Annotated in this window: 26 protein-coding genes; 12 read left to right on the forward strand and 14 right to left on the reverse strand. The window is 67.5% G+C overall.

From position 1 onward, the window contains the following. Positions 1–275 precede the first annotated feature (275 nt). From minC to minE, 3 genes are read left to right on the forward strand one after another with little or no spacing between them, the layout of a single operon-like run. Positions 276–965 (forward strand): septum site-determining protein MinC, encoded by a 690-nt coding sequence (gene minC, locus ACFE7U_RS10365; protein WP_375409641.1) that lies wholly within the window; start codon positions 276–278, stop codon positions 963–965. Positions 966–979: 14 nt separating this feature from the next. Next, complete coding sequence (gene minD / locus ACFE7U_RS10370; RefSeq protein WP_375409642.1) at positions 980–1,795, forward strand: septum site-determining protein MinD; 816 nt, start codon at positions 980–982, stop codon at positions 1,793–1,795. After that, positions 1,792–2,070, forward strand: a complete 279-nt coding sequence (minE, locus tag ACFE7U_RS10375; protein ID WP_375409643.1) for a cell division topological specificity factor MinE — start codon at positions 1,792–1,794, stop codon at positions 2,068–2,070. The genes minD and minE overlap by 4 nt, the downstream gene beginning before the upstream one ends. A gap of 132 nt (positions 2,071–2,202) precedes the next feature. Here minE and ACFE7U_RS10380 read toward each other — a convergent pair whose 3' ends face one another. Further along, entirely contained in the window at positions 2,203–3,453 is a 1,251-nt protein-coding gene (locus ACFE7U_RS10380) for a NupC/NupG family nucleoside CNT transporter (RefSeq protein ID WP_375409644.1), read from the reverse strand. Positions 3,454–3,584: 131 nt separating this feature from the next. Here ACFE7U_RS10380 and ACFE7U_RS10385 point away from each other — a divergent pair, with 131 nt between their 5' ends. Then, positions 3,585–3,713, forward strand: coding sequence for a TFIIS helical bundle-like domain containing protein (locus ACFE7U_RS10385; RefSeq protein ID WP_375409645.1), 129 nt, complete (start codon positions 3,585–3,587; stop codon positions 3,711–3,713). A 36-nt stretch (positions 3,714–3,749) separates the two neighbouring features. Here the strand turns inward: ACFE7U_RS10385 and ACFE7U_RS10390 are convergent, their stop codons facing one another. The 4 genes from ACFE7U_RS10390 to ACFE7U_RS10405 form a co-directional block, all read right to left on the reverse strand. Then, on the reverse strand, positions 3,750–5,375 hold the full coding sequence (locus ACFE7U_RS10390) for an ABC-F family ATP-binding cassette domain-containing protein (RefSeq protein ID WP_375409646.1): 1,626 nt from the start codon (positions 5,373–5,375) through the stop codon (positions 3,750–3,752). 127 nt (positions 5,376–5,502) lie between these two features. Further along, positions 5,503–5,745, reverse strand: a complete 243-nt coding sequence (locus ACFE7U_RS10395; RefSeq protein ID WP_375409647.1) for a hypothetical protein — start codon at positions 5,743–5,745, stop codon at positions 5,503–5,505. Beyond that, positions 5,742–6,935: a patatin-like phospholipase family protein gene (locus tag ACFE7U_RS10400; RefSeq protein ID WP_375409648.1), complete on the reverse strand. Its 1,194-nt coding sequence runs from the start codon at positions 6,933–6,935 to the stop codon at positions 5,742–5,744. Before ACFE7U_RS10400 ends, ACFE7U_RS10395 begins: the two co-directional genes overlap by 4 nt. Before the next feature lie 346 nt (positions 6,936–7,281). Then, positions 7,282–9,147: an ABC transporter ATP-binding protein gene (locus ACFE7U_RS10405; RefSeq protein WP_375409649.1), complete on the reverse strand. Its 1,866-nt coding sequence runs from the start codon at positions 9,145–9,147 to the stop codon at positions 7,282–7,284. 172 nt (positions 9,148–9,319) lie between these two features. On the opposite strand from ACFE7U_RS10405, the gene ACFE7U_RS10410 reads away from it, so the two are divergent. Together ACFE7U_RS10410 and ACFE7U_RS10415 are read left to right on the forward strand one after the other, a co-directional pair. Further along, the gene (locus ACFE7U_RS10410) at positions 9,320–9,877 is read left to right on the forward strand and encodes a ComEA family DNA-binding protein (RefSeq protein ID WP_375409650.1); all 558 of its coding nucleotides are present in this window, start codon (positions 9,320–9,322) and stop codon (positions 9,875–9,877) included. A 72-nt stretch (positions 9,878–9,949) separates the two neighbouring features. Next, a complete protein-coding gene (locus ACFE7U_RS10415; RefSeq protein WP_375409651.1) occupies positions 9,950–10,165 on the forward strand; it encodes a hypothetical protein in 216 nt (71 codons plus the stop codon). Between the two features lie 246 nt (positions 10,166–10,411). Here the strand turns inward: ACFE7U_RS10415 and ACFE7U_RS10420 are convergent, their stop codons facing one another. From ACFE7U_RS10420 to ACFE7U_RS10435, 4 genes are all read right to left on the reverse strand, one after another. After that, positions 10,412–11,020: a GNAT family N-acetyltransferase gene (locus ACFE7U_RS10420; RefSeq protein ID WP_375409652.1), complete on the reverse strand. Its 609-nt coding sequence runs from the start codon at positions 11,018–11,020 to the stop codon at positions 10,412–10,414. Further along, positions 11,017–13,362, reverse strand: coding sequence for an Orn/Lys/Arg decarboxylase N-terminal domain-containing protein (locus tag ACFE7U_RS10425; protein ID WP_375409653.1), 2,346 nt, complete (start codon positions 13,360–13,362; stop codon positions 11,017–11,019). Before ACFE7U_RS10425 ends, ACFE7U_RS10420 begins: the two co-directional genes overlap by 4 nt. A 100-nt stretch (positions 13,363–13,462) precedes the next feature. Beyond that, on the reverse strand, positions 13,463–14,491 hold the full coding sequence (locus ACFE7U_RS10430) for a CorA family divalent cation transporter (RefSeq protein ID WP_375409654.1): 1,029 nt from the start codon (positions 14,489–14,491) through the stop codon (positions 13,463–13,465). A gap of 133 nt (positions 14,492–14,624) precedes the next feature. Further along, positions 14,625–14,807, reverse strand: a complete 183-nt coding sequence (locus ACFE7U_RS10435; RefSeq protein WP_375409655.1) for a YegP family protein — start codon at positions 14,805–14,807, stop codon at positions 14,625–14,627. Positions 14,808–15,021: 214 nt separating this feature from the next. Here ACFE7U_RS10435 and ppk2 point away from each other — a divergent pair, with 214 nt between their 5' ends. The 3 genes from ppk2 (at position 15,022) to ACFE7U_RS10450 (ending at position 17,230) form a co-directional block, all read left to right on the forward strand. Continuing rightward, positions 15,022–15,942, forward strand: coding sequence for a polyphosphate kinase 2 (gene ppk2 / locus ACFE7U_RS10440; RefSeq protein WP_375409656.1), 921 nt, complete (start codon positions 15,022–15,024; stop codon positions 15,940–15,942). 76 nt (positions 15,943–16,018) lie between these two features. Continuing rightward, complete coding sequence (locus tag ACFE7U_RS10445) at positions 16,019–16,816, forward strand: enoyl-CoA hydratase/isomerase family protein (protein ID WP_375409657.1); 798 nt, start codon at positions 16,019–16,021, stop codon at positions 16,814–16,816. Positions 16,817–16,972: 156 nt separating this feature from the next. Beyond that, positions 16,973–17,230, forward strand: coding sequence for a PepSY domain-containing protein (locus ACFE7U_RS10450; RefSeq protein WP_375409658.1), 258 nt, complete (start codon positions 16,973–16,975; stop codon positions 17,228–17,230). A gap of 63 nt (positions 17,231–17,293) precedes the next feature. Here the strand turns inward: ACFE7U_RS10450 and ACFE7U_RS10455 are convergent, their stop codons facing one another. The 3 genes from ACFE7U_RS10455 to ACFE7U_RS10465 form a co-directional block, all read right to left on the reverse strand. Continuing rightward, positions 17,294–17,986: a GntR family transcriptional regulator gene (locus tag ACFE7U_RS10455; protein ID WP_375409659.1), complete on the reverse strand. Its 693-nt coding sequence runs from the start codon at positions 17,984–17,986 to the stop codon at positions 17,294–17,296. A 261-nt stretch (positions 17,987–18,247) separates the two neighbouring features. Further along, complete coding sequence (zwf, locus tag ACFE7U_RS10460) at positions 18,248–19,726, reverse strand: glucose-6-phosphate dehydrogenase (protein WP_375409660.1); 1,479 nt, start codon at positions 19,724–19,726, stop codon at positions 18,248–18,250. A 114-nt stretch (positions 19,727–19,840) separates the two neighbouring features. Beyond that, positions 19,841–20,680, reverse strand: coding sequence for an SDR family NAD(P)-dependent oxidoreductase (locus ACFE7U_RS10465; protein ID WP_375409661.1), 840 nt, complete (start codon positions 20,678–20,680; stop codon positions 19,841–19,843). Positions 20,681–20,850: 170 nt separating this feature from the next. Between ACFE7U_RS10465 and ACFE7U_RS10470 the strand changes: the two genes are divergently transcribed. Beyond that, complete coding sequence (locus ACFE7U_RS10470) at positions 20,851–22,347, forward strand: murein L,D-transpeptidase (RefSeq protein WP_375409662.1); 1,497 nt, start codon at positions 20,851–20,853, stop codon at positions 22,345–22,347. A gap of 132 nt (positions 22,348–22,479) precedes the next feature. Here ACFE7U_RS10470 and ACFE7U_RS10475 read toward each other — a convergent pair whose 3' ends face one another. Beyond that, positions 22,480–22,848, reverse strand: a complete 369-nt coding sequence (locus ACFE7U_RS10475) for a hypothetical protein (RefSeq protein ID WP_375409663.1) — start codon at positions 22,846–22,848, stop codon at positions 22,480–22,482. Between the two features lie 69 nt (positions 22,849–22,917). Then, positions 22,918–23,961, reverse strand: coding sequence for an alpha/beta hydrolase (locus tag ACFE7U_RS10480; RefSeq protein WP_375409664.1), 1,044 nt, complete (start codon positions 23,959–23,961; stop codon positions 22,918–22,920). A gap of 192 nt (positions 23,962–24,153) precedes the next feature. Here ACFE7U_RS10480 and meaB point away from each other — a divergent pair, with 192 nt between their 5' ends. Next, positions 24,154–25,155 carry a methylmalonyl Co-A mutase-associated GTPase MeaB gene (gene meaB, locus ACFE7U_RS10485; RefSeq protein ID WP_375409665.1) on the forward strand — a complete coding sequence of 334 codons (1,002 nt, stop codon included), beginning with the start codon at positions 24,154–24,156 and terminating at the stop codon, positions 25,153–25,155. Positions 25,156–25,158: 3 nt separating this feature from the next. Then, positions 25,159–25,770, forward strand: coding sequence for a peptidase C15 (locus ACFE7U_RS10490; RefSeq protein ID WP_375409666.1), 612 nt, complete (start codon positions 25,159–25,161; stop codon positions 25,768–25,770). The last annotated feature ends 221 nt before the right edge of the window (positions 25,771–25,991 follow it).

Genomic DNA, 25,991 nt, shown 5'->3' on the forward strand with positions numbered 1-25,991 from the left:
GCTTAGAAGGCGGCTGCTCTATCCAGCTGAGCTACGGAGTCGGGGGGTGCCGCGGCTCAAAAGCCATGGCTCCCTGCCTCGGTCAAGTCCTCGTGCGGCGCTATCCTTCCCGCGCCTTAGACGGACCAGTGAAGCTCGTGCGGGACACGCCGAGAGGCTTTGCGCGATCGGATTACCCCCAAATCGGTGGCGTTCTCACGCGGCTGGCGAGCCGGCGTTAACCACCCGGTAACCATGGCGGTCGTCAATGGTCTGGTAAGGAATCGCGAGAGACCGTGACCCAGATCGTGACCCACCGCCGCTCCGTGAAGATCCAGGGACGCGCCTTCAAGGCACTGATCCTGTCGCCGGCGACGCCGCTGTCAGAGTGGTTCGCCGACCTCGATGCCTCGCTCGACCGCTCGCCGACGCTGTTCGATGGGCGGCCGGTCATCCTCGACGTCGCCATGTTGGCGCCGGACCGGTCCGGCCTGCAGACGCTGCTGGCCGACCTCGGCGAACGCAGGGTCCGCATCCTCGGCATCGAGGGTGCGCTTCCTCATCTTGCCGGCCTCGAATTCCCGCCGCTGCTGGCGGCCGGGCGCCCCGTCACTACAATCGAGATCCCGGCCGAGCCCCCCAGTCTCGAGCCAGCGACGCCCTCCCTCGTCATCGAGGGCTCGGTCCGGTCGGGCCAGTCCATCGTCCATCGCGGCGGCGACGTCACCGTGATGGGTTCGATCTCCTCGGGCGCCGAGGTGCTCGCGGGAGGATCCATCCACGTCTACGGCGCCTTGCGCGGTCGTGCCATCGCCGGTGCGGCCCGCAACCCTCGCGCCCGCATCTACTGCCGCAAGTTCGAGCCCGAACTCCTCGGGATCGACCGCCTCGTCCGCACGGCCGAGGACATGGGCCCTGCCTTTCGCGGACGTTCCGCCCAGGTCTGGCTCGACGGCAGCGCCATCAAAATCGCATCGCTGGAATAAGGAACACAGCACCAATGGCCAAAATTCTGGTCGTGACTTCAGGCAAAGGCGGCGTCGGCAAGACGACGACGACGGCCGCACTTGGCGCGGCACTCGCGCAGGGCGGCGCCAGCGTCGCCGTGGTGGATTTCGACGTCGGCCTGCGCAACCTCGATCTCGTGATGGGGGCCGAGCGCCGCGTCGTGTACGACCTCATCAACGTCGTGAACGGCGATGCCAAGCTCAACCAGGCGCTCATCCGCGACAAGCGGCTCGAGAACCTGTCGCTGCTGCCCGCCTCGCAGACCCGCGACAAGGACGCGCTTACCGATGCCGGCATCGCCCGCGTCATGGACGAGCTTCGTGAAAAATTCGACTGGGTGATCTGCGACTCGCCGGCCGGCATCGAGCGCGGGGCCACGCTGGCCATGCGCCACGCCGACCTCGCCGTCGTCGTGACGAACCCGGAAGTGTCCTCCGTCCGCGACTCCGATCGGATCATCGGGTTGCTTGATTCGAAGACCATCAAGGCCGAGCGCGGCGAGCAGATGGAGAAGCACCTCATCCTCAGCCGCTACGACCCCGCCCGCGCCGACCGCGGCGACATGCTCAAGATCGAGGACGTGCTCGAGATCCTGTCGATCCCGCTGCTCGCCATCATCCCCGAGAGCATGGAGGTCCTGCGGGCCTCGAACGTCGGTTGCCCGGTCACGATGAACAATCCGCAGAGCGCCCCGGCACGGGCCTACCTCGATGCGGCGCGCCGGCTCAGCGGCGAGACGGTTCCGATGTCGGTTCCCTCCGACAAGAAGTCCTTCATCGACAAACTCCTGATGCGGAGGGCGGCATGAATCTGTTCAACGTCTTCAACCTGTTCAACCGCCGGCCTTCGGCCAGGGTCGCCCGCGACAGGCTGCAACTGATCCTGGCCCACGAGCGCGCCGGCAACGGTGGCTCGGACCTGGTCCTGATTCTGCGCGAGGAGATCCTCGCCGTCATCGCCAAGCACGTCACGGTCGAGCACGACAAGGTCCAGATCCGTCTGGAGCGCGGCCGCGGAGTCTCGACGCTCGGCGTGGATATCGAGCTGCCGGTGCAGCTCGGGGGTGGGCTTGTGGCGGCGTGAGGCGCTTGTCATCCGTCAAGAACGGCATCGCGGAGTGACACCGCGATGCCGGCCCCGGACACGAGATGTCGACCGCGACAGCCGGGCCATCGCGAGCCGGCGTCAAGGCGACCAACGTCGATCGACCATCCCTCACAACCCGATGAACAACCCGGCGATGGTCGCGCTCGTCAGGTTCGAGAGCGTGCCTGCCAGGATCGCGCGCAGGCCGTAGCGCGCCACTTCTCCCCGACGCTCCGGCGCGAGTGCTCCGATGCCGGCGAGCTGCACGCCGATCGAGGCGAGGTTGGCGAAACCGCACAAGGCGAAGCACAGGATTGCGGTGGTGCGTGGATCGAGGCTGCCGGCCGCTAAGGTCGGCGAAAGCTGCGCATAGGCCAGGAACTCGTTGAACACGATCTTCTGGCCGATGGCGCCGCCCACGAGCTGGGCCTGGTCCCAGGGCACGCCCATCAGCCAGGCCAGCGGTGCCAGGGCGACCCCGAGCACCCCCTCGATGGTCACCGCAGGGAAGCCGAACAGGCCGCCGGCCCATCCGACGATCCCGTTGAGCAGGGCGATCAGGCCGACGAAGGCGATGAGCATCGCGCCCACCGAGACCGCCACGACGAGGCCCTTCTGGGTGCCGTCCGCGGCCGCCTCGAACAGGTTAGCGGCCCGCGTCTCGCCGAACTCCACCCGGGTCGTGGTGACCCGGGTCGGCTCGGTCGTCGGCACCAGGATCTTGGCGTAGAGGAGCCCGCCAGGGATCGCCATGACGCTGGCGGCCAGCAGGTAGGTCATCGGTACGCCCAGTGCCGCGTACCCCGCCAGGATCGCGCCGGCGGTGGAGGCCGCGCCGCTCGACATCATCGCGAACAGCTCGGCCCCCGTCAGCAGCATCAGGAAGGGCCGCAGGGCCACGGCGATCTCGCTCTGCCCGATCACGATGGTGATCACCGCCGAGAAGGTCTCGATCGGCGATGTCCCGAGGACGCGCTGCAGCAGCGAGCCGAGCCCCCGGGCGAGGGCCTGCATCACTCCGAAATGGTAGAGGAGCGCGATCAGCGCCGAGACGTAGAGGATCGGCGGCAGGATGCGCAGGGCCAGGATGAATCCCGAGCCGCCGAACAGCTCGAACATGCGCGGCTCGACGAGGCCTCCGAACAGGAAAGCGACTCCGCGGTCGCCGTAGCCGAGCACGGTCTGGACGAGGTTCGCGGCGTAGGCCAGGGCCGTCCTGCCGAAGGGAACGAACAGGACGAGCGTCCCCAGCGCCACCTGCAGCGCCAGGGCGGCCAACACGACCCTCGGCCGGATCGCTCGTCGGTTCGTCGAGAACAGCACCGCGATCCCGAGGAGCAGGAGCAGGCTCGCGCCGGCATGAAACAGCTTCTCGGTCATGAGCCCCCGCGTGCGCGACATGTGCCAGCAAGGCCGATGCCGATCGTTCGCGGAACACCCGGGGTGCCTCACCCGTTCTGGTCAAGCTGCGCCGTGTGTCGGCGCTCCATGACTCTTACGGGGTTACAGCCATGAGCCTGATCGGACGTCTCGTCAGCAAGATCCTCGGCAATGAAGACCGGCCCGTCGTACGCGACGACCGCAACGCCGATTCCAGCAACGCCATCGGCCGTCTCGTCACCAAGATCCTTCGCCGGTAGACCCTGTGCCGCTGAAGCGTTGATGAGCGTCGGGCATCACGCCGCCCGACGCTTGGCCTTCTTCTCGCGGCCCTGTCCTGGAGCGCTCTTGCCGGCCTTGGCTCTGTCCAAGACGAAGCGGGCGTAGTCGTCCATATCGCCGGCGAATGGTTGGACGGTGTTATCGGCAGCCAGCCACAAGCGGTCCGCGACCAGTTCCATCAGCGAACGGTCGTGGGTGATGAGGATGACGGCGCCGCCGTAATCGTTGAGTGCGTCGAGGAGCGCCCGCCGGCTGTCGATGTCGAGGTGGTTGGTCGGTTCGTCGAGGATGAGCAGGTGAGGAGCCTGCATGGCGACGAGGTTCAGGAGCAGCCTCGCCCTCTCGCCGCCCGACAGCGACTCCACCGTGGTCTCCTGCTTGTCGAAGCCGAGGCCGAAGCTCGCCAGCTTCGCACGGCGCGAGGATTCGCTGTCGTCGGGCCGCTCGCGGCGGATGATCGCGAGCGGCGTGTCGTTGGGATCGAGGGCTTCGATCTGGTGCTGATGGAACCAGCCGACCTGCACCCGCCCCTCCCGCACCATCCGGCCGTCACGCACCTTCAGAGCCCCGGCCGCCATCTTGGCGAATGTCGACTTGCCCGCCCCGTTGACGCCGAGGAGGCCGATGCGGTCGTCGACGTCCAGCGTCAGGTTGAGGTCGCGTAGCACCGGCGCGTCCTCGCCGTAGCCGATGGTGGCGTCGGTGAGATGCATCAGCGGCGGTGCCAGCGGGCGCTTGGGTGAGGGCAGATGGAACGGCGCCACGTGCTCCTCGATCGTCGTGGCGATCGGCTCCATCTTGGCGAGCCGCTTGATGCGCGATTGAGCCTGGGCCGCCTTCGAGGCCGAAGCCTTGAAGCGGTCGATGAAGCTCTGCAGGTGGGCGCGCTCCGCCTCCTGCTTCACCTTGGTCGAGGCCTGGAGCCGCGCCTTCTCGGCCCGGCGCTTCTCGAAATCGTCGTAGCCGCCGGTATAGAGTTCGAGCTTCTCACCCGAGACGTGGAGGATCGCGTCAACCGAATTGTTGAGGAGTTCGCGGTCGTGGCTGATGATGAGGGCCGAGTGCGGGTAGCGCTTGAGCCTCGCCTCAAGCCAAAGCGCGCCTTCGAGATCGAGATAGTTGGTGGGCTCGTCCAGCAGCAGCATGTCGGGTTCGGCGAAGAGCGCCGCGGCGAGCGCCACCCGCATGCGCCAGCCGCCCGAGAACTCCGACATCGGCCGCGTGAGGTCCGCCACCGAGAAGCCGAGACCTGCCAGGATCTCGCCGGCCCTCGCCGGGGCGCGGTCTGCGTCGATCTCGATGAGGCGGCCGTAGATCTCGCCCATCCGCTCGGGTTCGGCGGTCTCGAGCTCGAGGTTGAGGGCCCCGCGCTCCAGGTCGGCCGCCAGGATCGTGTCGATCAGGCTGACCGGGGTTGCCGGGTGCTCCTGATCGACCGTGGCGATCCGGGCGGACTTCGGCAGGAAGACGGTGCCGCTATCGGGTTGGAACTCGCCGAGGATGATCTTGAAGAGGGTCGACTTGCCGACGCCGTTGCGGCCCACGAGCCCGACCTTGGCGCCTGGCGGCACCGCAACGCTGGCGCGGTCGAAGAAGCGGCGGCCCCAGGCATTAAAGGTCAGGTCTTCGATCTGGAGCATGGCGGGCATTCGCGAACGGGAGGCGGGCCGGGACCACGCTGATCCGCTTCCCTATCGCAGTGCAGCATCGAGCGCGAGGCCTGCGCTCGCGGGGCAGCACCTCATTTTCGGATCAGGTGGCTTGCTCTCAGGTCGATCGGGGATCGGGATCTGCCTTCGCCTCGTCGCCGTCCGGCGCTTCCCACGCCTTCTTCCATACGGCGTTTTCCCGCGACCCATCCGGATAGGGATTGGCGGTGATGGGATCGCCGCGATACCGCGCGTGCCTTCCCTCGTCCACGACCGCCGCCAGCGACTTCTCTGGAAACGACACGCTCAGCCCCTCGTCTGCACACCGCCGAGCATAGGCACGCTGACCGTGAAAGCTCAACGCGCCGCCACGATGGCTTTCACCAGCGGGGCCGTCGGCACGTTCTTGAGCCAGAACGATCCGGTCCGGCCCTTTTCGTAGCCGTCCTGATAAAGGCTGCGCATGTAGGCGGTATCGAAGCCCCGGGCCGCGTTCGTGTTGGGCGCAGTCTTGTCGATGTAGGTGAGGTTGAAGCCGATGCCGTTGGCGCGGGTGAAGGCGTAGGTCGACGCCATGGTGGCCCGGCTGCGGGAACGGCTCGCCGTGGTGAAGGAGCGCTCGACGATGGAGAGCGTGTTGTTCTGGGCGAGGTCGAATTCCGGCTCGAGGCGTCCGTTGATCACCACGTAGATATCGGCCTTGCCACCCGGATTGTTCAACCGGCCGTCCCGCAGGAGGAAGGATTGCGGCAGGGTGAATACCGGCGTTACCACCGAGCCGTCCACGTGCATCTCCTGGAAGGCCTTAGGCCCGTCCTGCACGTCGATGAGCTGGGGTGGAAACACCGCCGGGATGCTGGCCGAGGCGGTGAGTACGTCGCGGAACAGGCTGACGGCGTTCGGACCGCCGCTCGCGGCGATGGCGCCCATGTTCCAGATCACGGCGCGCTGGGAGTCGAGGTTCGTCGTCACCACGAGCAGGCGCCGGCCCTTGGCGTGGGCCTCTGCCACCGCAACGAGGAGGTCCGGCGTCACGAACCGTCCGACGAGGTCGCGCAGGCGCCCGTCGCCGAACAGGCCGGAGCCGAACAGCACGTTCGTGACGCTCGGCGACTGGACCAGAGTCGAGGCGATGCCGCTGGTGTAGATCTCGGTCAGGGTGGAATCGTAGCCGGAGCCCAGGAAGGCGAAGGGCGCGATCAGGGCGCCGGTGCTGACGCCGGAGACCAGGGCGAATTCCGGGCGTTTTCCCGACTCCGTCCAGCCGTTGAGGATGCCCGCGCCGAAGGCGCCATCGCCGCCGCCGCCGGAGAGGGCGAGGTAGGCGAATGGCGCCTTCCTGGCGTCCGGCCGCGCGACCATCCCGGTGAAGGTACTCTCGGAGGCATCCGCATAGGCGCGCACGCCGGGGTCCATGCCCGGCACTGCGGCGGCCGCGGCTTCCTCAGCGGTGTAGGCGATACGGGCGATCGACGAGCAGGCGGCGAGCTGCCCGGCGAGAGCCGTGACGAGAGCGGCGCGGAACCATCCGGAGCGGCGAAACATCGACATCCTCACGCTCTCGACGCCCGTTCGCCCACAACCGGCCGAGACCGTCCAAGGGAACGGCCTAGCTTAGCGCTGAACGAGCTTGGCCATGGTATCGTTCCGGCCATCGCCGAGCAAACCGCTTCGCCGCCTGCCACGGGTCTGACATCGGATTTGGGCCGTGCTGAGACATTGCAGCGACAACGCGGGTCGCTGTCCGGCCGACAGGATGATCGACAATCGATCGACGATCATCCCGAAGCCGCCCAGCCATCGCAGGTGACCGTCTCCCTGGAACAATGCCGGGTCGAGCGTGGCCAAACCCGATCGCCCCAAACGCCATCAGTCGCAAGGCGACCCGACGCAAGCCTCAGCGGTAGCCCGCCGCCTGTAGCTCGAACAGCTCGGCGTAACGCCCGCCCAGGGCCTGCAACTCGGCATGGGTACCGGATTCAAGGACACGCCCGCCCTCCAGAACGAGGATGCGGTCGGCCATGCGCACGGTGGAGAAACGGTGCGAGATGATGAGCGCCGTGCGGCCCCGGCTCAACTCGCGAAAACGCTGGAAGACCTCGAACTCCGCTCGCGCGTCGAGGGCGGCGGTGGGTTCGTCGAGGACGAGGATCTCGGCCTCGCGCATGTAGGCGCGGCTCAGCGCGATCTTCTGCCATTCGCCGCCGGAGAGGTCGACGCCGTCCTCGAAGCGCTTGCCGAGCGGCTGGTCGTAGCCGAGCGGCAGCCGGGCGATCACCGCGTCGGCGAGGCTGCGGCCGGCCGCAGCCTCGATCCTTGGTCCGTCGCCCCGGGCCTCGATCCGACCGACGGCCACGTTCTCGGACGCGGTGAAGTTGAAGCGCACGAAGTCCTGGAAGATCACGCCGATGCGCCCGCGCAGGGTATCGAGGTCGTAGGTGCGCAGGTCGCGGCCGTCGAGGAGGATGCGGCCCTCGCTCGGATCGTAGAGGCGGGTGAGCAGCTTGACGATGGTGGTCTTGCCCGCTCCGTTCTCGCCGACGAGCGCCAGCACCTCGCCGGCCGCGAGGCGGAAGCTCAAGGACCTGACCGCCCAGGTCTCGGTTCCCGGATAGCGGAAGCCCACCGCGTCGAACACGATGCCCTGCGCCATGGGTTCGGGAAACGGGATCGGATCGGCCGGCGACCGGATGGTCGGTACCACCGCGAAGAACGAGAACAGGTCGTCGAGGTACTGCGCCTGCGACGCGATCTGCGAGAAGCCGAGCAGCAACCCCTCGATCAGCCCGCGCAGGCGCTGGAAGGACCCCGCCAGGAAGGCGAGGTCGCCGATCGAGAACTCCCCCGCGACGGTGCGCCAGACGATGGTCGCATAGGCCGCGTAATAGGCGAGCGTGCCCAGCGCCGCGAAGGTGCCGCCCCAGGCCGCGCGGCGGATGGCGAGTGCCCGGCTGTCGGCCACGAGCTTGTTGGCGAGGACCTGGTATCGGGCGGCGATGTAGCCGTTGAGGCCGAAGAGCTTGACCTCTTTGGCCGCCTCGACGCTGGCTCCGAGGTAGCGCAGGTAGTCGATCTGGCGTCGCTCCGGGGTGCGGGTCCAGGCCAGCCGATAGCCCTGGCGGTTGAAGTAGGTCTCGTTGAGGAAGGCCGGGACCAGGGCGCCGGCCAGGAGCAGGATCAGCCACGGCGCGAAGGCCAGCAGCCCGACCGCGAACGAGACGAGGGTGATGACGTCCTGCACCTGGCCGAAGACCTGCGCCAGCAGGCTCGACCGGCCAGTGACCTGGCGCCGTGCCCGTTCGAGCCGGTCCTGCTGAGTGCTGTCCTCGAACTGTTCGAGGTCGAGCTCGGCGGCATGGCGCATCAGGCGCAAGGTGGCGGCGTTGCCGTAAAGGTCGGCGACGAGGCCGTCGACGAGGGTGCTGAGCCTTCCGAGTAGGTCGGAGAGCACCGCGAGCCCGAATTCGATGGCGACCAGGGTCGCGAGCCAGCGACGCTGCGGATCGGAGAACCAGCCCTCCCATCCATCCGGCCGTGGCCGCGCATGCTCGGCCACGATGCCGTCGAGGATGAGCTTGGCGACGTAGAGGATCAGCACTGGCAAGCCTGCCCGGACGAGGCGCAACGCGAGGCTCGCCTCCAGGAGGCGGGGGCTCGCGGCATGAACGAGGCGGAACAGGGCCGGCAAGTGGCGCAGGGCGCCGAGGCGCTCGGCCGCGATCCGGCGCAGGCTCGTCAGAGCGGGAAGGGAGCGGGGGAGCATCGCGGCGACCATGGCGCGGACGCTCGCGGTCGTCGATCCCGGAGGCACCGCGTTCCTGTCGCAGGTCCGTGCGATTTAGGAGGGATGGCGGTGGATGGACACCTGGATATCGCGCCGGAATCAGCGAGCCTATGTTAGCGTTCTCCGGCGTTTGTGCTTAGAGCGGGAAAAGATGCTCAGCGGTTCAGCCCTCGTCAGGGTCATCATCCTCGTCGTCGTGGCGGCCCTGCTGGCGGCGCTCGTCCAGGTCTATTGGCCATCGTTCGGGTCCGAGACGGTGGCCGACACCCGTCCCGTCCCGGCGACGCCGGAACGGCGTCAAGCGCAAGGGGGACCTCCTAAGGTGGAACCCGAACCGCCGCGACCCGCTCCCGTGCCGGTTCCGCCCCCTGCCCCCGCGGAAGCGCAGCCGCAAGCGTCGACGCCGGCGCCATCCCCCCAGCGTACACCGCCTCCGATGTTCGAAGCTCCGCCACGCGTCGAGGCCGAGCCACCGCCCAGCCTCGACGCCGCCGGCGCGGCGGCCGATTCATCGGGGCCGCGCGCGCTCTCGGTCGTCGATCTCAACACCGCGACGCTGGCCGAGCTCAACGCCCTGCAGGGCGGAGGCTCGATCGGGAAGGCGATCGTCAGGAGCCGGCCCTACGCCTCCGTCGACCAGCTCCTGTCGAAGCGGGTGCTGAGCAAGGCTACCTATCAGCGCATCAAGGACCAGGTGACGGTGCGCTGAGGAGTGGCGCCCGGCGGCGAGATCCGTACAATCGCGGCCCGAGACCCCAGGCTTCCCTCACGAGGATCGACCATGCTCACTCAACCCCGCGGCGCCATCCTGCGAGAGGATCTGGGCGTCGAAGAGACCACCGATTCCGACCATGTCGTGCGCTGGGACGGCGAGCGGCTCTATGTCGAGCATGACATCTACCACAACGGCCAGTTGGTCCACCGCAAGTACCGCAAGAACGTCACCGAGCCGGTGGCGCGGGCGCTCCAGGCGCTGATCAACCGGGCGCAGCAGTGAGGCCGCCACCGGCTTCGATGTTGACACATGCCTGACAGCGAGACCTGCGATCCAGACGAAGGATCGTTTCAGGTGAGCAGGCATGCGGGTCGCCCCCGGCATCAATCCGGCAGCCGGCTCGGCCACCTCCACGCGCCTGCGCGGCAACGAGCCCAAAGCCTCCAACCGGATCGTGAGCGCGGAGAGCGCCGCCGCCGTCACTGGGCGGGTTCTGGAACCTGACGCATCGGGTGGATGCGGCGGAGGCTACGCCCCGCTCCACTCGTGCTCCGCGATGACGGCCTCGACGGGTCGGCTCCAGGCACCCGGCTGGTCGGCCGATCCGGTCCCTAGCGCGCATTGCACCATCACGCTGTCGCTCCAGCGGCCGTACTTGTAGCCCACCGCCGGCAGCCGCCCGACGCGGACGAAGCCGCAGGCCTCGTGGAGGCGCAAGCTGGCCTCGTTCTGCGCGTCGATGTAGCCGATCATCTGCCGGTATCCGCCCGCGGCGCAGGCCTCGATCAGGGCTGGGAGCAGCCGCCGGCCGATGCCGGCATTCAGGTGCTGGTGGTGGACGTAGATCGAGTGCTTAAGGGTGTAGCGATAGGCCGGGCGCTTCCGGAACGGGACCGCATAGGCATAGCCCGCCACCACGCCGTCATGGTCGGCCACGAGATGCGGCAGGCGCTTCTTGCGCATGGCCTTGCGCCGGCGCTTGAGGTCGTCGGGATGAAGCGGGTCCTCCTCGAAGTCGCCGACATCGCCGACGCCGCGCCGGATATGGTGGGCGTAGATCGCCACCATAGCCGGCACGTCCGCATCGGACGAAGGCCGGATGACGAGGTCGGGTTCGGTCGGCGCGTCCGGCCTCACGCGCGGTTCTCGCGCATGACGTAGGTGTAGAAGCGGATCGTCCCGTCCGGGTCGACGTCGCGGAAGACGCCCTGGATCTCGGCCTCGAAGCCCGGGAACAGGTTGGCCGAGCGCTCGAACATCTTGAAATAGTCCAGCATGGGTTTCGCCCTTTCGTCCAGGCGTTCGCCCGGCAGGACGGTGCCGATGCCCGGCGGGTAGACCAGAAGCAAGGTCGTCGCCACCCGCCCCTCGGCCTCGGCGATGGGCACGTAATCGACGTTGTTGCGGGTGAGCTGCTGCACCGCCGCCTTCGGGGTCATGACCATCTCGGGTAGATGCCCCGGCTCGAACTGCTTGCGCTGGAGCGCGGAGGTGCCGGCCTCGCGATGGAAGGCGTGGAGATCCGCGCAGAGATCGCGCAGGCGCACGCCCTTGTAGCGTTTGGGCCGGCGCCGGACGAATTCGGGCATCGCCTCCTCGAGCGGCACGTTGTCGTCGTGCAGGCGCTTGAAGGCGACGAGTCCCGAGATCAGCGTGCCGGCCTTCGAGGATTCCACCCCGGGCGTCAGCAGGAAGAGCAGCGAGTTCAGATCGTTCTTCTCCGGCACGATCCGGTTCTCGCGCAGGTACTGCGCGACGATCGGAGCCGGGACGCCGTGCTCGGCGTATTCGCCGGTGCGCCGGTCGAAGCCGGGGGTGAGCACGGTGAGCTTGTTCGGGTCGGTCATGGCGTAGCCCGGCGCCACATGGGTGAAGCCGTGCCAGGCCGCGCCCGGCGCCAGCGCCCAGTAGCGCACATCGCTGGCGAGTTCGTCGGTGGAGAGGCTCTCCCACGGGACCCGGCCGTCCGGACCCTTCACCGTATCGGGCACGAAGGGGTCGAAGAACCAACGTTTGAGCGGATCGCCCTCCTTCTCCTCGAACTCGCGGCGGATGGCGCGGACCTTCTTGCGCCACTCGATACCGAGGCGAATGGTGTCGTCCCAGAGCACGACGCCGGAGCGCCCCTTCATCATCTGCGCACCGACATCGAGCGAGGCGAACAGAGGATAGAATGGCGAGGTCGAGGCGTGGACCAGGAAGGTCTCGTTGAAGCGCCGGTGCTCGATCCGCCGGGTCTGGCCTCGGATATGGCTGTCCTTGGTGTGGATCTGCGAGGCCTGACTGAAGCTCGCGAGCTGCTTGTGGGTCGATTGCGTGGCGATGATGCCCGGCGAGGTCTCGTCGAGGTTCTTCAAGCCCATCGCGAAGCGGCCGGCAAAGAGCGGGTGGAACTTCATGAAGCCCGCCCAGGCCTCGTCGAACAGGATGTAGTCGCAGAGGTGGCCGATCTTCGCCAGGATCATCTCGGCGTCGTAGATGGTGCCGTCGTAGGTGCATTGCTCGACGACCGCGACGCGGAACGGGCGCTCGCGCTTCCACGCGTCCTTGTCGGTGACGAGGGGATGGGTGCGGATCTTCTCCCGGATCGCGGCCTCGTCCAGGGCTTCGTGATAGATCGGGCCGATCAGCCCGAAGGCATTGCGGTCGGTCTCGAGGAAGATCGGGACCGCCCCGCCGAGGAACAGGGCGCCGTGATGGGCTGCCTTGTGGTTGTTCCGGTCGAACAGGACGAGGTCGCCCTCGGCCACCAGCGCCGACAGCACGATCTTGTTCGAGGCCGAGGTGCCGTTGAGGACGAAGTAGGTCTTCTCCGCCCCGAAGATGACGGCCGCCTCCTTCTGGGCCTGAAGGGCCGGCCCCTCGTGGACGAGGAGGTCGCCGAGATCGAGGACCGAGTTGTCGAGGTCGTCGCGGAACACCGCCTCGCCCAAGTGTTCCACGAAGATCCGGCCGATCGGCGAACGGTTGTAGAAGATGCCGCCGTTATGCCCCGGGCAGGTCCAGAGCTGGTTTCCCTTCTCGGCATAGTCGACGAGCGCGCCGAAGAACGGGGTCTTGAGGTTCTCGGCATATTGCTTGACGCGGCTGACGAGTCCTCGGGCGATGTAGTCGGGGGTTTCTTCCGCTAGGAAGATGTAGCCGTCGATGAAGTCGAGCACCTCGACCGGGATGTCCTCGAGGCGCTTCCGGCGGACCATGATGACGATGGGCATCTCGAGCCCGCGCTTGCGCATCAGGTTGATCAGCGCCGCCGCCTTGCCGTCGAGGCCGCGCTTGCCCCAGTCCACCACCATGCAGCCGATGGCGGCATCGGTCTGCACCGCGATGGCCGCATCCTCCACGCGCCGGGCGCGCACCACCTCGAAGCCGAGCTTCTCGATCGACGTGAGGATCTGCTGGACGCGCACGCCCTCCAGGTCGTCCGGATCGAAGTTCGGCGCGCACATCAGCACGGTGAAGCGGCGGAAGAAGTCCATGCGGGAATTGGCTCCGGGTTGAGGCGGCGCACCGTCGAGACGGGCGGTGACGTTTCGATGACGGCAGCCGGAAAGTGATGGTCACGAAGCGCGCCCGGGATCAACGCCCCCGTCTGGAGAGCCCGAGGCGGCGGATGACGAGGAAGACCGCGAGCGCCGAGAGCGCACCGATGCCGAGCGCGATGGTCGACCCGTTCTCGAAGTCGCCGAGGAACAGGCCCTTGGTGTTCATGCCGAACACGCCGGTGACCAGCGTCGCGGGCAGGAACAGGGCGGTGAGGACCGACAGGGTGAAGAGCTGGCGGTTGGTCTCGGCCGCGGTGCGGCCGGCGATCTCGTCCTGCAGCAACCGGCTGCGTTCGGCCAGAACCGCCATGTCGCGGTCGAGGGAATCGAGGCGCTGAACGATGCGCGAGGCCATGGCGACCACCGCCTCTGGGAGAGCCGCGCCCTCGTCCTCGGTCTCGGCCTCCAGGCGGTGGAACACGGCGCCGAGGCCGGCGAGCTGGCGGCGCAGGCGTACGGCCTGTCGGCGGATCGGCGCCAGCGGCCGGATCTCGTCGGCGCCGGCCTCGTCCAGAATCCGGTCCTCGATGGCGTCGAGCTCCTCGGAGATCCGCAACGCGGACGCCTCGATCGCCCCGACGACGTTTCCGACGAAGAGTTCGAGCACACGCGCCGGCGACGTCGCGATCAGGCCCGAGAGCACGGTATCCCTGGCTGCCTCGGCGCAGGCGGTGGCGTGACGCCGGCCGCTCACGAGGTAGCGTTCGCCGAGCACGCAATGGAGCCGCCCGCTCGGCTCGTCGCTGACGCTGCCTCCGAAATCCCGTTCGCGGTCGGCGATGACGAGCCCCAGGGCCGAGTCCTCGGTAACGACCCGCTGATGCCCGTCGCGCGCGAACGTCGCTGCCGCTAGGCGGGACGGACCGAGCCGGCCCTGGGCGATCAGGCCCTCAACGCGTGCATCGATCAAGTCGACATGCAGCCAGACGAAGCCTTCGCCCTCGGCATCGAGACCGGGAAGCTCGGCGCCCGAGGTGACGGGGTGCCCAACTCCATGCCGATCGAAGCACATTGCGAACAGCAGGCCCGGCAGGGCCGCATCATCGGTCAGCAAGCGCAGCATCGCAGGTCCGGAGTATTGCCGGCAAAGCGGCCGTTCGCTCCTACGGACGTTGCATCATGCGGCGACATCCTGATGACGTGCGCCCTTTGGACTCTTGACGGCCACGAAGCTGATCACAGACCCGACGCCGGCGTCAGATCGGCGTGCAGGTCATGCCGTTGCGGCGCGCGTTCTCGATACAATTCGATTTGTTGACGTAGGCTTCGCTGGAGGCGCCGACGATCCGCCCGTTCGACGCGGTTCGCCGCCACCGCCAGCCGCTCGCAGTGGTGTAGATTTCCCAGGTGTCGCCGTTACTCCCTACGCACGTGCTCATCGGCCACAAATCTCCAAAAGCAATCTCAGGTAAACAAAAATACTCTAGAGATTTTTATGGTCAGCTGTCCAGACCCGTCGCGCGACATGCCGGCGGCTCGCGAAGCAGTCTGGATTCGGCGGCCGTGACCGCTGCATCGGTTCGCCCAATTGTCACACCGGCGTGATCTAATAGAGTGGATTACATTCCTAGTAGTCGACGAATTGGATCGATCATGGACAGCAGGCATCCCTCGACCCTCGACATCGAGGCTCTCCGCCGCGAGATCGCCGACGATTTCGACGAAGAGCTCGAGATGGAGCTCGAGGACGAGCGCCTCGAGCAGCTCAGCACCGAACTCGGCGCCGAGAACCGCGTCCCCTCGATGGACCGAAAGGTCTATTTCCGCGAGCTGTTCCGCCTGCAGCACGAACTCGTCCGACTGCAGGATTGGGTCCAGACCCAGAAGCTGCGCGTTATCGTCGTGTTCGAGGGCCGCGATTCGGCCGGCAAGGGCGGCGCGATCAAGCGCATCACCCAGCGCCTCAACCCGCGGGTCTGCCGCGTCGCCGCACTGCCCGCGCCGAGCGAGCGCGAGCGCACGCAATGGTATTTCCAGCGCTACGTCGCCCACCTGCCGGCCGGTGGCGAGATCGTGCTGTTCGACCGTTCCTGGTACAACCGCGCCGGCGTCGAGCGCGTGATGGGCTTCTGCACGGACGAGCAATACGAGGAGTTCTTCCAGTCGGTGCCCGAGTTCGAGCGGATGCTGGTGCGCTCGGGCATCATCGTCCTGAAATACTGGTTCTCGATCACCGACGAGGAGCAGTCCCTGCGCTTCCAGCTGCGCATCCACGATCCGCTCAAGCAGTGGAAGCTCTCACCGATGGACGTGGAGTCGCGCCGCCGCTGGGAGGACTACACCAAGGCGAAGGAAGTGATGCTGTCCCGCACCCACATCCCCGAGGCGCCGTGGTGGGTCGTGGAGGCGGTGGACAAGAAGAAGGCCCGCCTCAACTGCATCAACCACCTTCTGGGGCAGATCCCCTACGACGACGTCCCGCGGTCGACCGTGGTCCTGCCCGACCGGGTGCGCCACGACGATTACGCGCGCCAGCCCGTGCCGGCGGAGATGTTCGTGCCGTCGGTGTATTGATCGGGGACAGGGAGGGCCGCATCGCCGACATCGGCTAAGGTCGGGTTTGTCCCTCCCGCCTCTCCCGAAGGCCGCCATGACCGACACCGCCGAACTGCTCTGCGAGACCGACGCCGCCGGCATCGCCCGCATCACCCTGAACCGCCCGCAGGCGCGCAACGCCCTCACCTTCGGGATGTACCAGGGCCTGATCGACCATTGCGCGGCGATCGAGGCCGAGCCGGCGATCAAGGTTCTGGTGATCGCCGGAGCCGGTCCCAAGGCCTTCGCGGCAGGTACCGATATCGCCCAGTTCCGCAGCTTCTCCACTGCCGAAGACGCCATCGGCTACGAGCGTTTCATGGACCGGGTGCTGGGCGGGCTGGAGCGCCTGCGCGTGCCGACGATCGCCGCCATTGCCGGAGCCTGCACCGGCGGGGGTGCCGCGATCGCGGCGGCCTGCGACCTGCGCGTCGCCACGCAGGACGCGAAGTTCGGCTTCCCGATCGCGCGCACGCTCGGCAATTGCCTGTCGCTCTCCAACCTCAAGCGGCTGTCGAACCTGATCGGGCCGGCGCGGGTGAAGGACATGATCTTCACCGCCCGCCTCTTCGGGGCGCAGGAGGCGCTCGGTGTCGGCCTCGTCGGAGAGGTCGTGGCCGATGCCGAGGCGCTGTCGACCCGTGCGACCGAACTCGCGACTTTGCTGGCCGGCCACGCGCCGCTGACCCTGCGCGCCACCAAGGAGGGTCTGCGCCGGCTTGCAGCCGAAGACGAGCCGGAGGGCGAACGCCCGGGCGACGACCTCATCCGCCTCTGCTACACGAGCGCCGATTTTCGCGAGGGCATGGAGGCGTTCCTGGGAAAGCGGCCGCCGAACTGGACGGGGCGGTGACACCCGGGCGATCCGCTCAGGCGGCATCCCGGCACCGGGTCGAGAGAGGGTTCGTCCCGCCGAGCAGTTCGGACCCCGATCATCGGGAAACGAACAAGGAGTGCGCCATCGCGAAAGCGCCCTACATCCGAGATCTCGCGATATGGGATCTCCATCATGAAGTGCTCGACCCTTGCCCTCGCCCTCACGATGCAGCTCGTCGCGCTTGGGGCCGTCCTCGCCGATCAGCCCAGCGCCGATTGGATGCCGGCCGAGAAGGTCAAGCAGAAGATGATGTCGTCAGGCTACACCTCGATCACCAAGCTCGTGGCGGATGACGGTCATTGGGATGGCGAAGGCGTCAAGAACGGCCAGAAGATGAAGTTCGAGGTTGATCCGAAGTCCGGGGACATCCTCGGCGAGATGCCGGACTGAGCCCGGCATGGGCACATCGCCGGGGAGCGAGCGATGATTTGGGTCGATGCTCGTCCCGCGACTTCAGGCGGATGTGACCGTATCGGCCGGCTCGACGAAGGTGGCGGCGATGACCGCTTTCTTGGCCCGGATATGGGCGCGCATCAGCGTGGAGAGCTCCGCCGCATTGCGGGCGCGCAGGAGCACGATCATGCGCTTGTGCTCCTCCACCGCGGATGCCCATTGCTCCGCCGTCTGATGCACGGCGTATCGCGAGCGTTGGATGCGGCCCGAGAGGCCGCTGTAGATGTGTGAGAGGATCGCGTTGCGGCTTGCAGTCATCATGGCGTCGTGAATGGCGCGGTTGCGTGCGAAGTACTGGTCCCGGTCGCCGCAGCGCCACGCCGCGATCATCGCATCATGCTCTACCTCGATCGCCGCGATCTCCTTGTCGGAGATGAAATGGCACGCAAGCTCGGCTGCCGTCGCTTCGAGGCCCGCGATCACCTCGATCATCTCCTCAATCTCGGCGAGCGTGAGGCTGGCGACGCGGGCTCCCCGGTTGGGCAGCAACTCCAGCAGCCCCTCCGTGGCAAGGATCTTGATCGCCTCGCGCAGCGGCGTCCGCGAGATCCCGAAGCGCTCCGTCAATTCGCCTTCGTTCACCCGGGAGCGCGGTTCGAGCTCCCCGGAGAGGATGAGTTCGCGCATCCGTTCCACGACCTCGTCGTGGAGGTAGCGTCGATTGATGCCAAAATCGCTCTCGGTTTTTGCCATTTGTCAACGCGCTGCAGACATAATTAGAAACACATTTTCGTGTCCTGTTATGTTTAGGTCTGAACCAATTCGGAGTCGAGCCGCCGATGCATGGCTAAATACGCAGACCGTTCCCTCCTTGGCTTCATGCACAAGAAGGTTCCCGCAGGCTGGCCGAACTCTCCTGACTGCATTGACCGGATTTCAACCCGGTCGGCTTCTCAAAGATCTTGTTCGTGCGTGGTATTTCGACGACCAGCGTCCGCTTTTGGTGCGGATGTTCTACTGCATCTCCTCATGCCAGGTTCGGCCATCGCGCTCGATCAGGGCGATCGCGGCGGTGGGACCCCAGCTTCCCGCGGGGTAGGGCCTCGGGGCCTCAGGGCGGTCGGCCCAAGCCTTGAGCAGCGAATCCGCCCATGCCCAGGCGACCTCGACCTCGTCGCGGCGCATGAACAGGGTGGCGTTCCCGCGCACCACGTCCATCAGCAGGCGCTCGTAGGCGTCCGGGTAGCGCTGCTTGAAGGTCTCCTCGAAGGAGATGTCGAGGTTCGTCGGCCGCAAGCGCATGCCGCCGGGTCCGGGGTCCTTGGTCATCACCTCGAGCTTGATGCCCTCCTCCGGCTGCAACCGGATCACGAGCCGGTTGGGCTCGCGTCCGAAGGATTCGGCGGGGAAGATCGAGAACGGCGAGGCACGGAACTGCACGACGATCTCGGAGAGCTTCTTGGGCAGCCGCTTGCCGGTGCGCAGGTAGAAGGGCACGCCGGCCCAGCGCCAGGACTGCACCTCGAGCTTGAGGGCCACGAAGGTCTCGGTCCGGCTCAGCCCATCCGTACCGAGATCCGCGCGGTAGCCGTCGACCGACCTGCCGTCGATGGCTCCGGCCGCGTACTGGCCGCGTACCGTCACGGCCTGGACGTCGTGAGGCGTGATCGGCTTCAGGGCTCGCAGGACCTTCAGCTTCTCATCGCGCACGGAGTTCGCGTCGAGAGAGAGCGGGCTCTCCATCGCCATGAGGCAAAGGAGTTGCAGCAGATGGTTCTGCACCATGTCGCGCAGGGCGCCCGACGTGTCGTAATAGCCGGCCCGGCCCTCGACCCCCACCGTCTCGCCGACCGTGATCTGGACGTGGTCGATCACGTCGGCCGTCCAGAGCCGCTCGAAGATGGTGTTGGCGAAACGCAGCGCGAGCAGGTTCTGCACGGTCTCCTTGCCGAGGTAGTGGTCGATGCGGAAGATCTGCTCCTCGGGAAACACCTCGCCGACCGCGTCGTTGATGGCACGGGCGGATTTGAGGTCCTTACCGATCGGCTTCTCCAGGACGACCCGGGACTTCTCGCCGATCAGGCCGTGGGCCGAGAGGTTGCGGCAGATCGCGCCGTAGAGGTCCGGCGAAGTGGCGAGGTAGTAGGGGCGGACCTGATCCGGCCGCTCGCCTAATTTCGCCGCCAGCACGTCCCAGCCATCGTCGCCCGAGCCGTCGACGGCCACGTAGTCGAGATGATCGAGGAAGGCCGCCAGCTTCGCCTCGTCGATGTCGATGGCCGGCACGAAGCGCTTGAGCGCGTCGTGGGCTCGTGCGCGGAATGCCTCCACGCTCATCTCGGAGCGCGAGGCGCCGATGATCCGGCTGGTTCCCGGGATCTGACCGTCCTTGAAACGGTAGTAGAGCGCCGGCAACAGCTTGCGAGTGGTCAGGTCGCCGGTGGCGCCGAACACGACGCAATCGAAGGAGGCGACGGGGATGATGGTGGCCAAGGGCGGCTCCCGTGTCTTGTCGGAGGATCAGTTTGCCGTGGATCGTGGAGGCTGACCTGGCATCGCCTCAGCGTCATGCAAGGCATCCGCCACGATGCCAAGCTTCAGTTTCGCTCACTCCGCCATAGTGCGCCGATAAGCGTCCGCGTAATCCGGGTGCCAGCGTGACAGCGCCGGTCGGTTCTCGATGAGGTCGCCTGCGGCCCATGCGATGCGCTTCTCGTCCTGCCTGCGCGTGGTCTCGTTGTCGGGACAGAGGATGTAGAAGTCGCCCCGCGCCATCCCGGTAATCAAGAACGAAACGGTCTCCTCCGGCGTCCAGGCGCCGTCCGGCTTCCGCGCGACGCCGCGGGCCTTCGTCAGGCCGGTATAGACGAAGCCTGGGATCAGGAGATGGGCGCTGACCTTGGCGCCGCGCTCGCGCAGGTCGTGAGCCAGCGCCTCGGTCGCCACCTTCACGCCCGCCTTCGAGACGTTGTAGGGCGTATTGCCCGGCGGCGTGGTGATGCCCTGCTTCGAGCCGGTGACGACGATGGCGCCGTCCGTCCCGCCCTCGATCATGACCGGTGCGAAGGCCTCGATCCCGTTGATGACGCCCCACAGGTTGGTGTCGAGGATGCGCCGCCAGGTCGCCTCGTCCGAGAACAAGGTGCCGCCCGCCTCGATGCCGGCGTTCAGCATCACGACGGCCGGTGGGCCGTCGGCCGAGGCCGCGTCGCGCAGGGCATCCATGGCCTCGCGTCGTCCGACGTCGGTGGGCAAAGCCCGGACGGCGGCACCCGCTGTCGCGGCGGCGGCCACCTCCGCACGGGCGCACTCCAAAGCCTCGCCGGGCAGATCGGCGAGCCAGACGGACAGACCTTCGCGGGCGAAGCGGACGGCCGCTGCCAATCCGATGCCGCTCGCCGCGCCGGTGACGACGGCCGTCCGGCCGTGGCGGAATGCTGGATGCATCGTGGAAATCCTACTGATCTCGGCGATGGGATCGGTTCTGGATGGACCGGATGCCGTCCCACCTAGGACACCGGTCATCGTTTGTGAGGGTAAGGCGTGTCGAGGTCGGGAAGGGGATTGGTAACCAAGCCCGCGCATCCTGCCGGCCAGTTCGACCACGAGGCCTGCCTGTGTCTGCCCGTCGCGTTGCCGTTCCCGCTCGCCTGCGCGCGGGCCTTTCGCCCTTCTTCCTGGTTCTGAGTCTCACCGGGGCTGGGGCCGAGCCGGGGCCGCCCTCCGGCTCGACGCAGGAAGTGCCACTTCCGCAGAAGGCCGTGCCGGTTGCCTCGCAGAGTCCGGCTCCGCCGAACTCCGCCGAGGCCAGCCCCGGCCAGCCGATCAAGTCGGGCGAGCCGATCGCGCAAAAAAAATCCCGGGAGCTACCGCCGCTGGTGATCGCCCGTGTCTCGGCCGATCCGACCCCGACCCTGGCCGCTTCGACCTTCCTCGACACGCTGCGCATGGCCGATCGCTACCAGGCCATCGTCGACGCTGGTGGTTGGAGCACGCTGCCCGTCGACCTCGTGGTCAAGCCGGGCGCGCGCGACCCCTCGATCCCGGGCCTGCGCCAGCACCTCACGCTGGTGGGCGATCTTCTTGCGGGGGCGCCCTCCTCCGATCAGCTCGACGCCGCCTTGATGGCGGCGGTGAAATCCTTTCAGGCGCGGCACGGCTTGCCGGAGACCGGCCTCGTCGGCCGTCAGACCGTGGCAGCGCTCAACGTGCCTGCGCGCACGCGCCAGCGCCAGCTCGCGGCCTCCGCCGCGCGGCAACTCGGTTCGACCTTCGCGTTCGGCGAACGCTACGTGGTCGTCAACATCCCGGCCGCCACGGTGGAGGCGGTGGAGAACGGTGCGGTGGCACGGCGCTACGTGGCGGTGGTGGGCAAACCCGACAAGGCGACGCCGCGGATCGAGGCGCGCATCTCCAGCGTCAACCTCAATCCGACCTGGACGGTGCCGGTGTCGATCATCAGACGCGAGATCATCCCGCGCATGCGGCGAGATCCCGGTTACCTCGCGCGTGAGCGCATCCGCATCCTCGGCCCCGGCGGCGTCGAGGTCGACCCGACGACGATCGATTGGGGAAGCGAGAAAGCCGCCGCCTACACGCTTCGCCAGGATTCCGGCCTCGACAACTCGTTGGGCCAGGTCCGGATCGACATGCCGAACCGGCAGGCGGTCTACCTGCACGATACGCCCTCGAAATCGCTGTTCGCACGCGACGTCCGGTTCCATTCGCATGGCTGCGTGCGGGTGGCGCAGGTGAAGGAACTCGCCGGCTGGTTGCTCGAAGGCACGCCCGGCCCGAATGCGGCCGGCTCCACCTGGGGGCCGATCGAGATCGAGACCAGCATCGCCACGAACGAGCGCATCGACATCAAGCTGGCCAAGCAGATCCCGGTGACCTTCGTCTATCTCACGGGCTACGCCACGCCGGACGGTCGGGCACATTTCAGGGACGACATCTACGGGATCGATTCCCCGGCTCCAGCCGCAGCGGCCGCCGAGGTGGTGACCACGGGATCCGTGTCTCAACGCCCGCCGCAGAAGGTGCCCACCGCCAAGGGAACACCGACGCCGCCCGGCATGATCCCCGCCAAAACCAGCCGTCAGGCCGAACCCTGAGGCGCCGCCCCGGCCGGCCGATCGGCCGGCCACTCGATCCAGGCTGGACGGCGCCGAGCGGTGCTGCGCCGATGGCGTTCGGGAACCGGGCATCGGCGTCCGAGGCTCGATCACCAGGGCTGATGCGCTCCCTTATGAATCGAGACCCGCGTCCTCGTCGATATCGACGAGGAAGACGATGTCGGCATCGTCTTCGTCGTCCTCTTCCTCATCATCGTTGGAGGCCTGACCATGGGGGGACTGGGCGTGCTTGGCGTCCGGCTCGAAGGGCTCGTCCTCCTCGGAATCGTCCTCGGCCAGCGCGTCCTCGAAGATCTCGACCTCCTCCTCGGAGGCTGCGCGGATCTTGAGTTCGGACTTGCCGTTCCAGAGGACGCGGCCGTCGCTCTTCATGGTCTGAATGTCATCCTTGAAGCCGTCGCAGGTGAACAGGTCGCGGGCGACCTCCTCGCTGCCGTTGATGACCGCGATTGCGACGCCGTCAATCTCGAGTGTGAACATCGCGAATCCTTTTTCGAGGCTGTGAGCCAGCGACCGTTTAGGGGTGAACCACGGACAGGCCAACCGGAATTACGCACCGCCCTCGGCACCGCGCGCGATCGCACGCTTGACCACGCCCTGGACGTCCGGATTCGAGAGGAACAGGTCGTGGTTGATGAGGCCGCCCCCGTAATCCGAGGCGTCGGCCACGCGCACGCCGAGCGCCTCCAGCCGGGCACGATCAGCGGCACCTGCGCGGATCACGCCACCGGCGATGGCGCCCGACAACTCGAGCGCGCGGTCGTTGGTAGCCGAGATCACCGTGATCCGTTTCACGTCGGAGCCCAGGCGCTCGACGCTCCCGGTGAACAGATCGATGTCGATGTCGGGGGCGGCGAGGATCACCGCGCCGATGCGCGCCATCGCCGCCTCGCCGGCCTCGGCGCGCAGCATCCGCAGGGTCTCGAGGGTCAGGAGGGTTCCCATGGAATGGGCGACGATATTGATGCGTCCGCCGCTGGGCGAGGCGACCAGCGCCTTCAGGAGGTCGCCGAAGCCGTCGCGCGACCACAGCGCGCTCTCGCGGTCGTAGCCGTAATCGAAGGTCGCGGCCGCCGAGGGCCATGTGAACAGGGCTGATGCCCCGCGGAAACGGATCCCGTCGGAGAGCCTGGCCGCGCTGACGGCGGCCGATTCGAAGCTCTCCCGGTAGCCGTGCACGTAGATCAGGACGTCGCGCCCGAGGGCCGCTTCGGCGAAGGCCGCGGCGGCCCCGGCTCCTGTCTGGACCTGGGGTACCGCCGTGACCGCCCAATCCCCGGTGACCACCGACGAGACCTTGCCGATGAGCGAGCGATCCGGGGACGACAGTCGCACCTCGGCAAAGCTCAGGCCGCGGCCCCTGTCGGAGCTGAAATACGGAGCCTTGGGTGGGCTGCCGACCGGCTTTCTCGTGGTCGCCACCAGAAGGATCGGGCTGACGTCGAGGGCGGATTGGCGCTCCGGTCCCGCTGCCGTTCCCGTAACGAGCCCCTCGGCGACGCAACCGGCGAGCCCCGGCGTCAGGCTGGAGACGCCCGCGAGCGCCGCGAATCGGATCAGGGAGCGTCGGGTGGGCCGGATGTCGCGGTTCATGTGGCGTCGTCAACCCTGATGACAGCGTGCAGGTCCGGGAGACCCCGTCAGCGGCTCTCCTGTCGGCCATGATCGTGACCGTGGCAGGGCACGCGCATGGTCGAACCGAACCGGGAGCCGCGGGAACATGGCCTGTTGCGGATGGAGCACAGAACTTGCCGCCGCCCCTCGACGAACGCGCATCGGCCCGGCATGAAGGACGCCATGGCGCCTCCTTCCCTCGATATCGACACCCTCCGCCAGCGGCTCCTCGCCGGCGATCGTGCCGCGCTGGCGCGGGCGATCACGCTGGCCGAATCGAAGCGCGCCGACCACCGCGCTGTGGCCCGCGACCTGATCGATGCCGTGCTCCCGCAGACCGGGTCGGCGATCCGGGTCGGGATCACCGGCGTGCCGGGGGTCGGCAAATCCACCACCATCGATGCCCTCGGCGCCAACCTGACGGCGGCCGGCCACAAGGTGGCGGTGCTCGCGGTCGATCCGAGTTCGACCCGCACGGGTGGCTCTATCCTGGGCGACAAGACCCGGATGGCGCGGCTCGCCCTCGATCCCGATGCCTTCATCCGCCCGTCACCCTCGTCGGGAACGCTGGGCGGCGTCGCCGCCAAGACCCGGGAGACCATGCTGCTCTGCGAGGCGGCGGGCTTCGACGTCATCCTGGTCGAGACCGTGGGCGTCGGCCAGTCCGAGACGGCGGTGGCGGACCTCACCGACTTCTTCCTCGTCCTGATGCTGCCGGGCGCCGGCGACGAGCTGCAGGGCATCAAGAAGGGTATTCTCGAACTCGCCGACATGATCGCGGTCAACAAGGCCGATGACGGGGAAGGCGAGCGCCGTGCCAGTGCGGCGGCCTCGGAATATCGCGCCGCCCTGCACATCCTGAGTGCGCCGAGCTCGACTTGGTCGCCCCCCGTGGTCACGATCTCGGGTCTCAACAACAAGGGCCTCGACGACCTCTGGGAGCGGGTCGTCGACCACCGCGGCAAGCTGACGGCGACCGGCGAGATCGCGAAGAAGCGCCGGGCTCAGGACGTGAAGTGGATGTGGGCGCTGGTCCACGAGCGCCTGCACCAGCGCCTCGTCGGCTCCGCCGAGGTTCGCAGGCAGACGGCTGAAGCGGAGGCCGCCGTCTCGGCCGGTACGCGTTCGCCGGCGGCGGGGGCCGAGGCCGTCGCGGCCCTGATCGGGCTGTAGGGATTGAGCGGGCACCTGCTCGTCACCGGCTTCGGGCCCTTTCCGAGGGTCCCGGTCAATCCGAGCGAAATCGTCGCGCGGCGGCTGGCGGCGCATCCGCGCCTGCGCCGGCTCCTCGGCGATCCACCTCGGCTGCTGGTGCTGCGCACCGCCTACGACGCCATCGAGGAAAGCCTCGTTCCCGCGCTTGCCCAGGGTCCGGCGGCGATCCTGATGTTCGGGGTCGCCACGCGCGCTAGACGGGTACGAGTGGAAATGCGGGCCATCAACCGGGCGAGTCGCCTCTTCCCGGACGCCTGCGGTCGGGTGGCTACAAGACTAAGCCTGGAGGCGGACGGCCCGAGCCAGCGCCGAAGCACGGTCTCGATCAAGGTCCTGACGCGCCTGCGCGGTCGCGACGCGTCCTGCTCTCTTTCCCGAGATGCCGGCAGATACCTCTGCAATGCCTCGTATTATCGCGCCTTACGCGAGGACTGCCCGGTCCTGTTCGTGCACATTCCCCCTCTGTCGCAGAACAGCATTCGGATGACCCGGCTTATCGAAGGCGCGGTCGAAGTCGCCGACGAATTGATGCGGGAGACCCGCCGGTCCGCATGTCGAAAGACGCGCCGGTGATCGAAGAGGGAAAGGTGCGTTACGGCACAGCTTCCGGCTCGACCGGACGCTAGGGAACGTTAAGGCGGCTGATACGCAGTTCAGAACGCCGCCGGGACCAGCATCATGCTCCTTGCCGCTCAGATCCGCCGCATCGCCTACGTCACCATCGCCCTCGCCCTCGTGTGCGCTCCTCTGATCGGGACTTTCCCGGTTTCAGTGCCGCTTTCGGTCGTGGTCAC

The organism is uncultured Methylobacterium sp., assembly GCF_964251405.1.
Classification (GTDB): domain Bacteria; phylum Pseudomonadota; class Alphaproteobacteria; order Rhizobiales; family Beijerinckiaceae; genus Methylobacterium.

Bases quoted from the DNA above. Each gene is read 5' to 3' on its own strand.
- minD (WP_375409642.1), top strand. From the start codon at position 980: ATGGCCAAAATTCTGGTCGTGACTTCAGGCAAAGGCGGCGTCGGCAAG.
- minE (WP_375409643.1), top strand. From the start codon at position 1,792: ATGAATCTGTTCAACGTCTTCAACCTGTTCAACCGCCGGCCTTCGGCC.
- ACFE7U_RS10380 (WP_375409644.1), bottom strand. From the start codon at position 3,453: ATGACCGAGAAGCTGTTTCATGCCGGCGCGAGCCTGCTCCTGCTCCTC.
- ACFE7U_RS10385 (WP_375409645.1), top strand. From the start codon at position 3,585: ATGAGCCTGATCGGACGTCTCGTCAGCAAGATCCTCGGCAATGAAGAC.
- ACFE7U_RS10390 (WP_375409646.1), bottom strand. From the start codon at position 5,375: ATGCTCCAGATCGAAGACCTGACCTTTAATGCCTGGGGCCGCCGCTTC.
- ACFE7U_RS10400 (WP_375409648.1), bottom strand. From the start codon at position 6,935: ATGTCGATGTTTCGCCGCTCCGGATGGTTCCGCGCCGCTCTCGTCACG.
- ACFE7U_RS10405 (WP_375409649.1), bottom strand. From the start codon at position 9,147: ATGCTCCCCCGCTCCCTTCCCGCTCTGACGAGCCTGCGCCGGATCGCG.
- ACFE7U_RS10410 (WP_375409650.1), top strand. From the start codon at position 9,320: ATGCTCAGCGGTTCAGCCCTCGTCAGGGTCATCATCCTCGTCGTCGTG.
- ACFE7U_RS10415 (WP_375409651.1), top strand. From the start codon at position 9,950: ATGCTCACTCAACCCCGCGGCGCCATCCTGCGAGAGGATCTGGGCGTC.
- ACFE7U_RS10425 (WP_375409653.1), bottom strand. From the start codon at position 13,362: ATGGACTTCTTCCGCCGCTTCACCGTGCTGATGTGCGCGCCGAACTTC.
- ACFE7U_RS10430 (WP_375409654.1), bottom strand. From the start codon at position 14,491: ATGCTGCGCTTGCTGACCGATGATGCGGCCCTGCCGGGCCTGCTGTTC.
- ACFE7U_RS10435 (WP_375409655.1), bottom strand. From the start codon at position 14,807: ATGAGCACGTGCGTAGGGAGTAACGGCGACACCTGGGAAATCTACACC.
- ppk2 (WP_375409656.1), top strand. From the start codon at position 15,022: ATGGACAGCAGGCATCCCTCGACCCTCGACATCGAGGCTCTCCGCCGC.
- ACFE7U_RS10445 (WP_375409657.1), top strand. From the start codon at position 16,019: ATGACCGACACCGCCGAACTGCTCTGCGAGACCGACGCCGCCGGCATC.
- ACFE7U_RS10450 (WP_375409658.1), top strand. From the start codon at position 16,973: ATGAAGTGCTCGACCCTTGCCCTCGCCCTCACGATGCAGCTCGTCGCG.
- ACFE7U_RS10455 (WP_375409659.1), bottom strand. From the start codon at position 17,986: ATGGCAAAAACCGAGAGCGATTTTGGCATCAATCGACGCTACCTCCAC.
- ACFE7U_RS10465 (WP_375409661.1), bottom strand. From the start codon at position 20,680: ATGCATCCAGCATTCCGCCACGGCCGGACGGCCGTCGTCACCGGCGCG.
- ACFE7U_RS10475 (WP_375409663.1), bottom strand. From the start codon at position 22,848: ATGTTCACACTCGAGATTGACGGCGTCGCAATCGCGGTCATCAACGGC.
- ACFE7U_RS10480 (WP_375409664.1), bottom strand. From the start codon at position 23,961: ATGAACCGCGACATCCGGCCCACCCGACGCTCCCTGATCCGATTCGCG.
- meaB (WP_375409665.1), top strand. From the start codon at position 24,154: ATGAAGGACGCCATGGCGCCTCCTTCCCTCGATATCGACACCCTCCGC.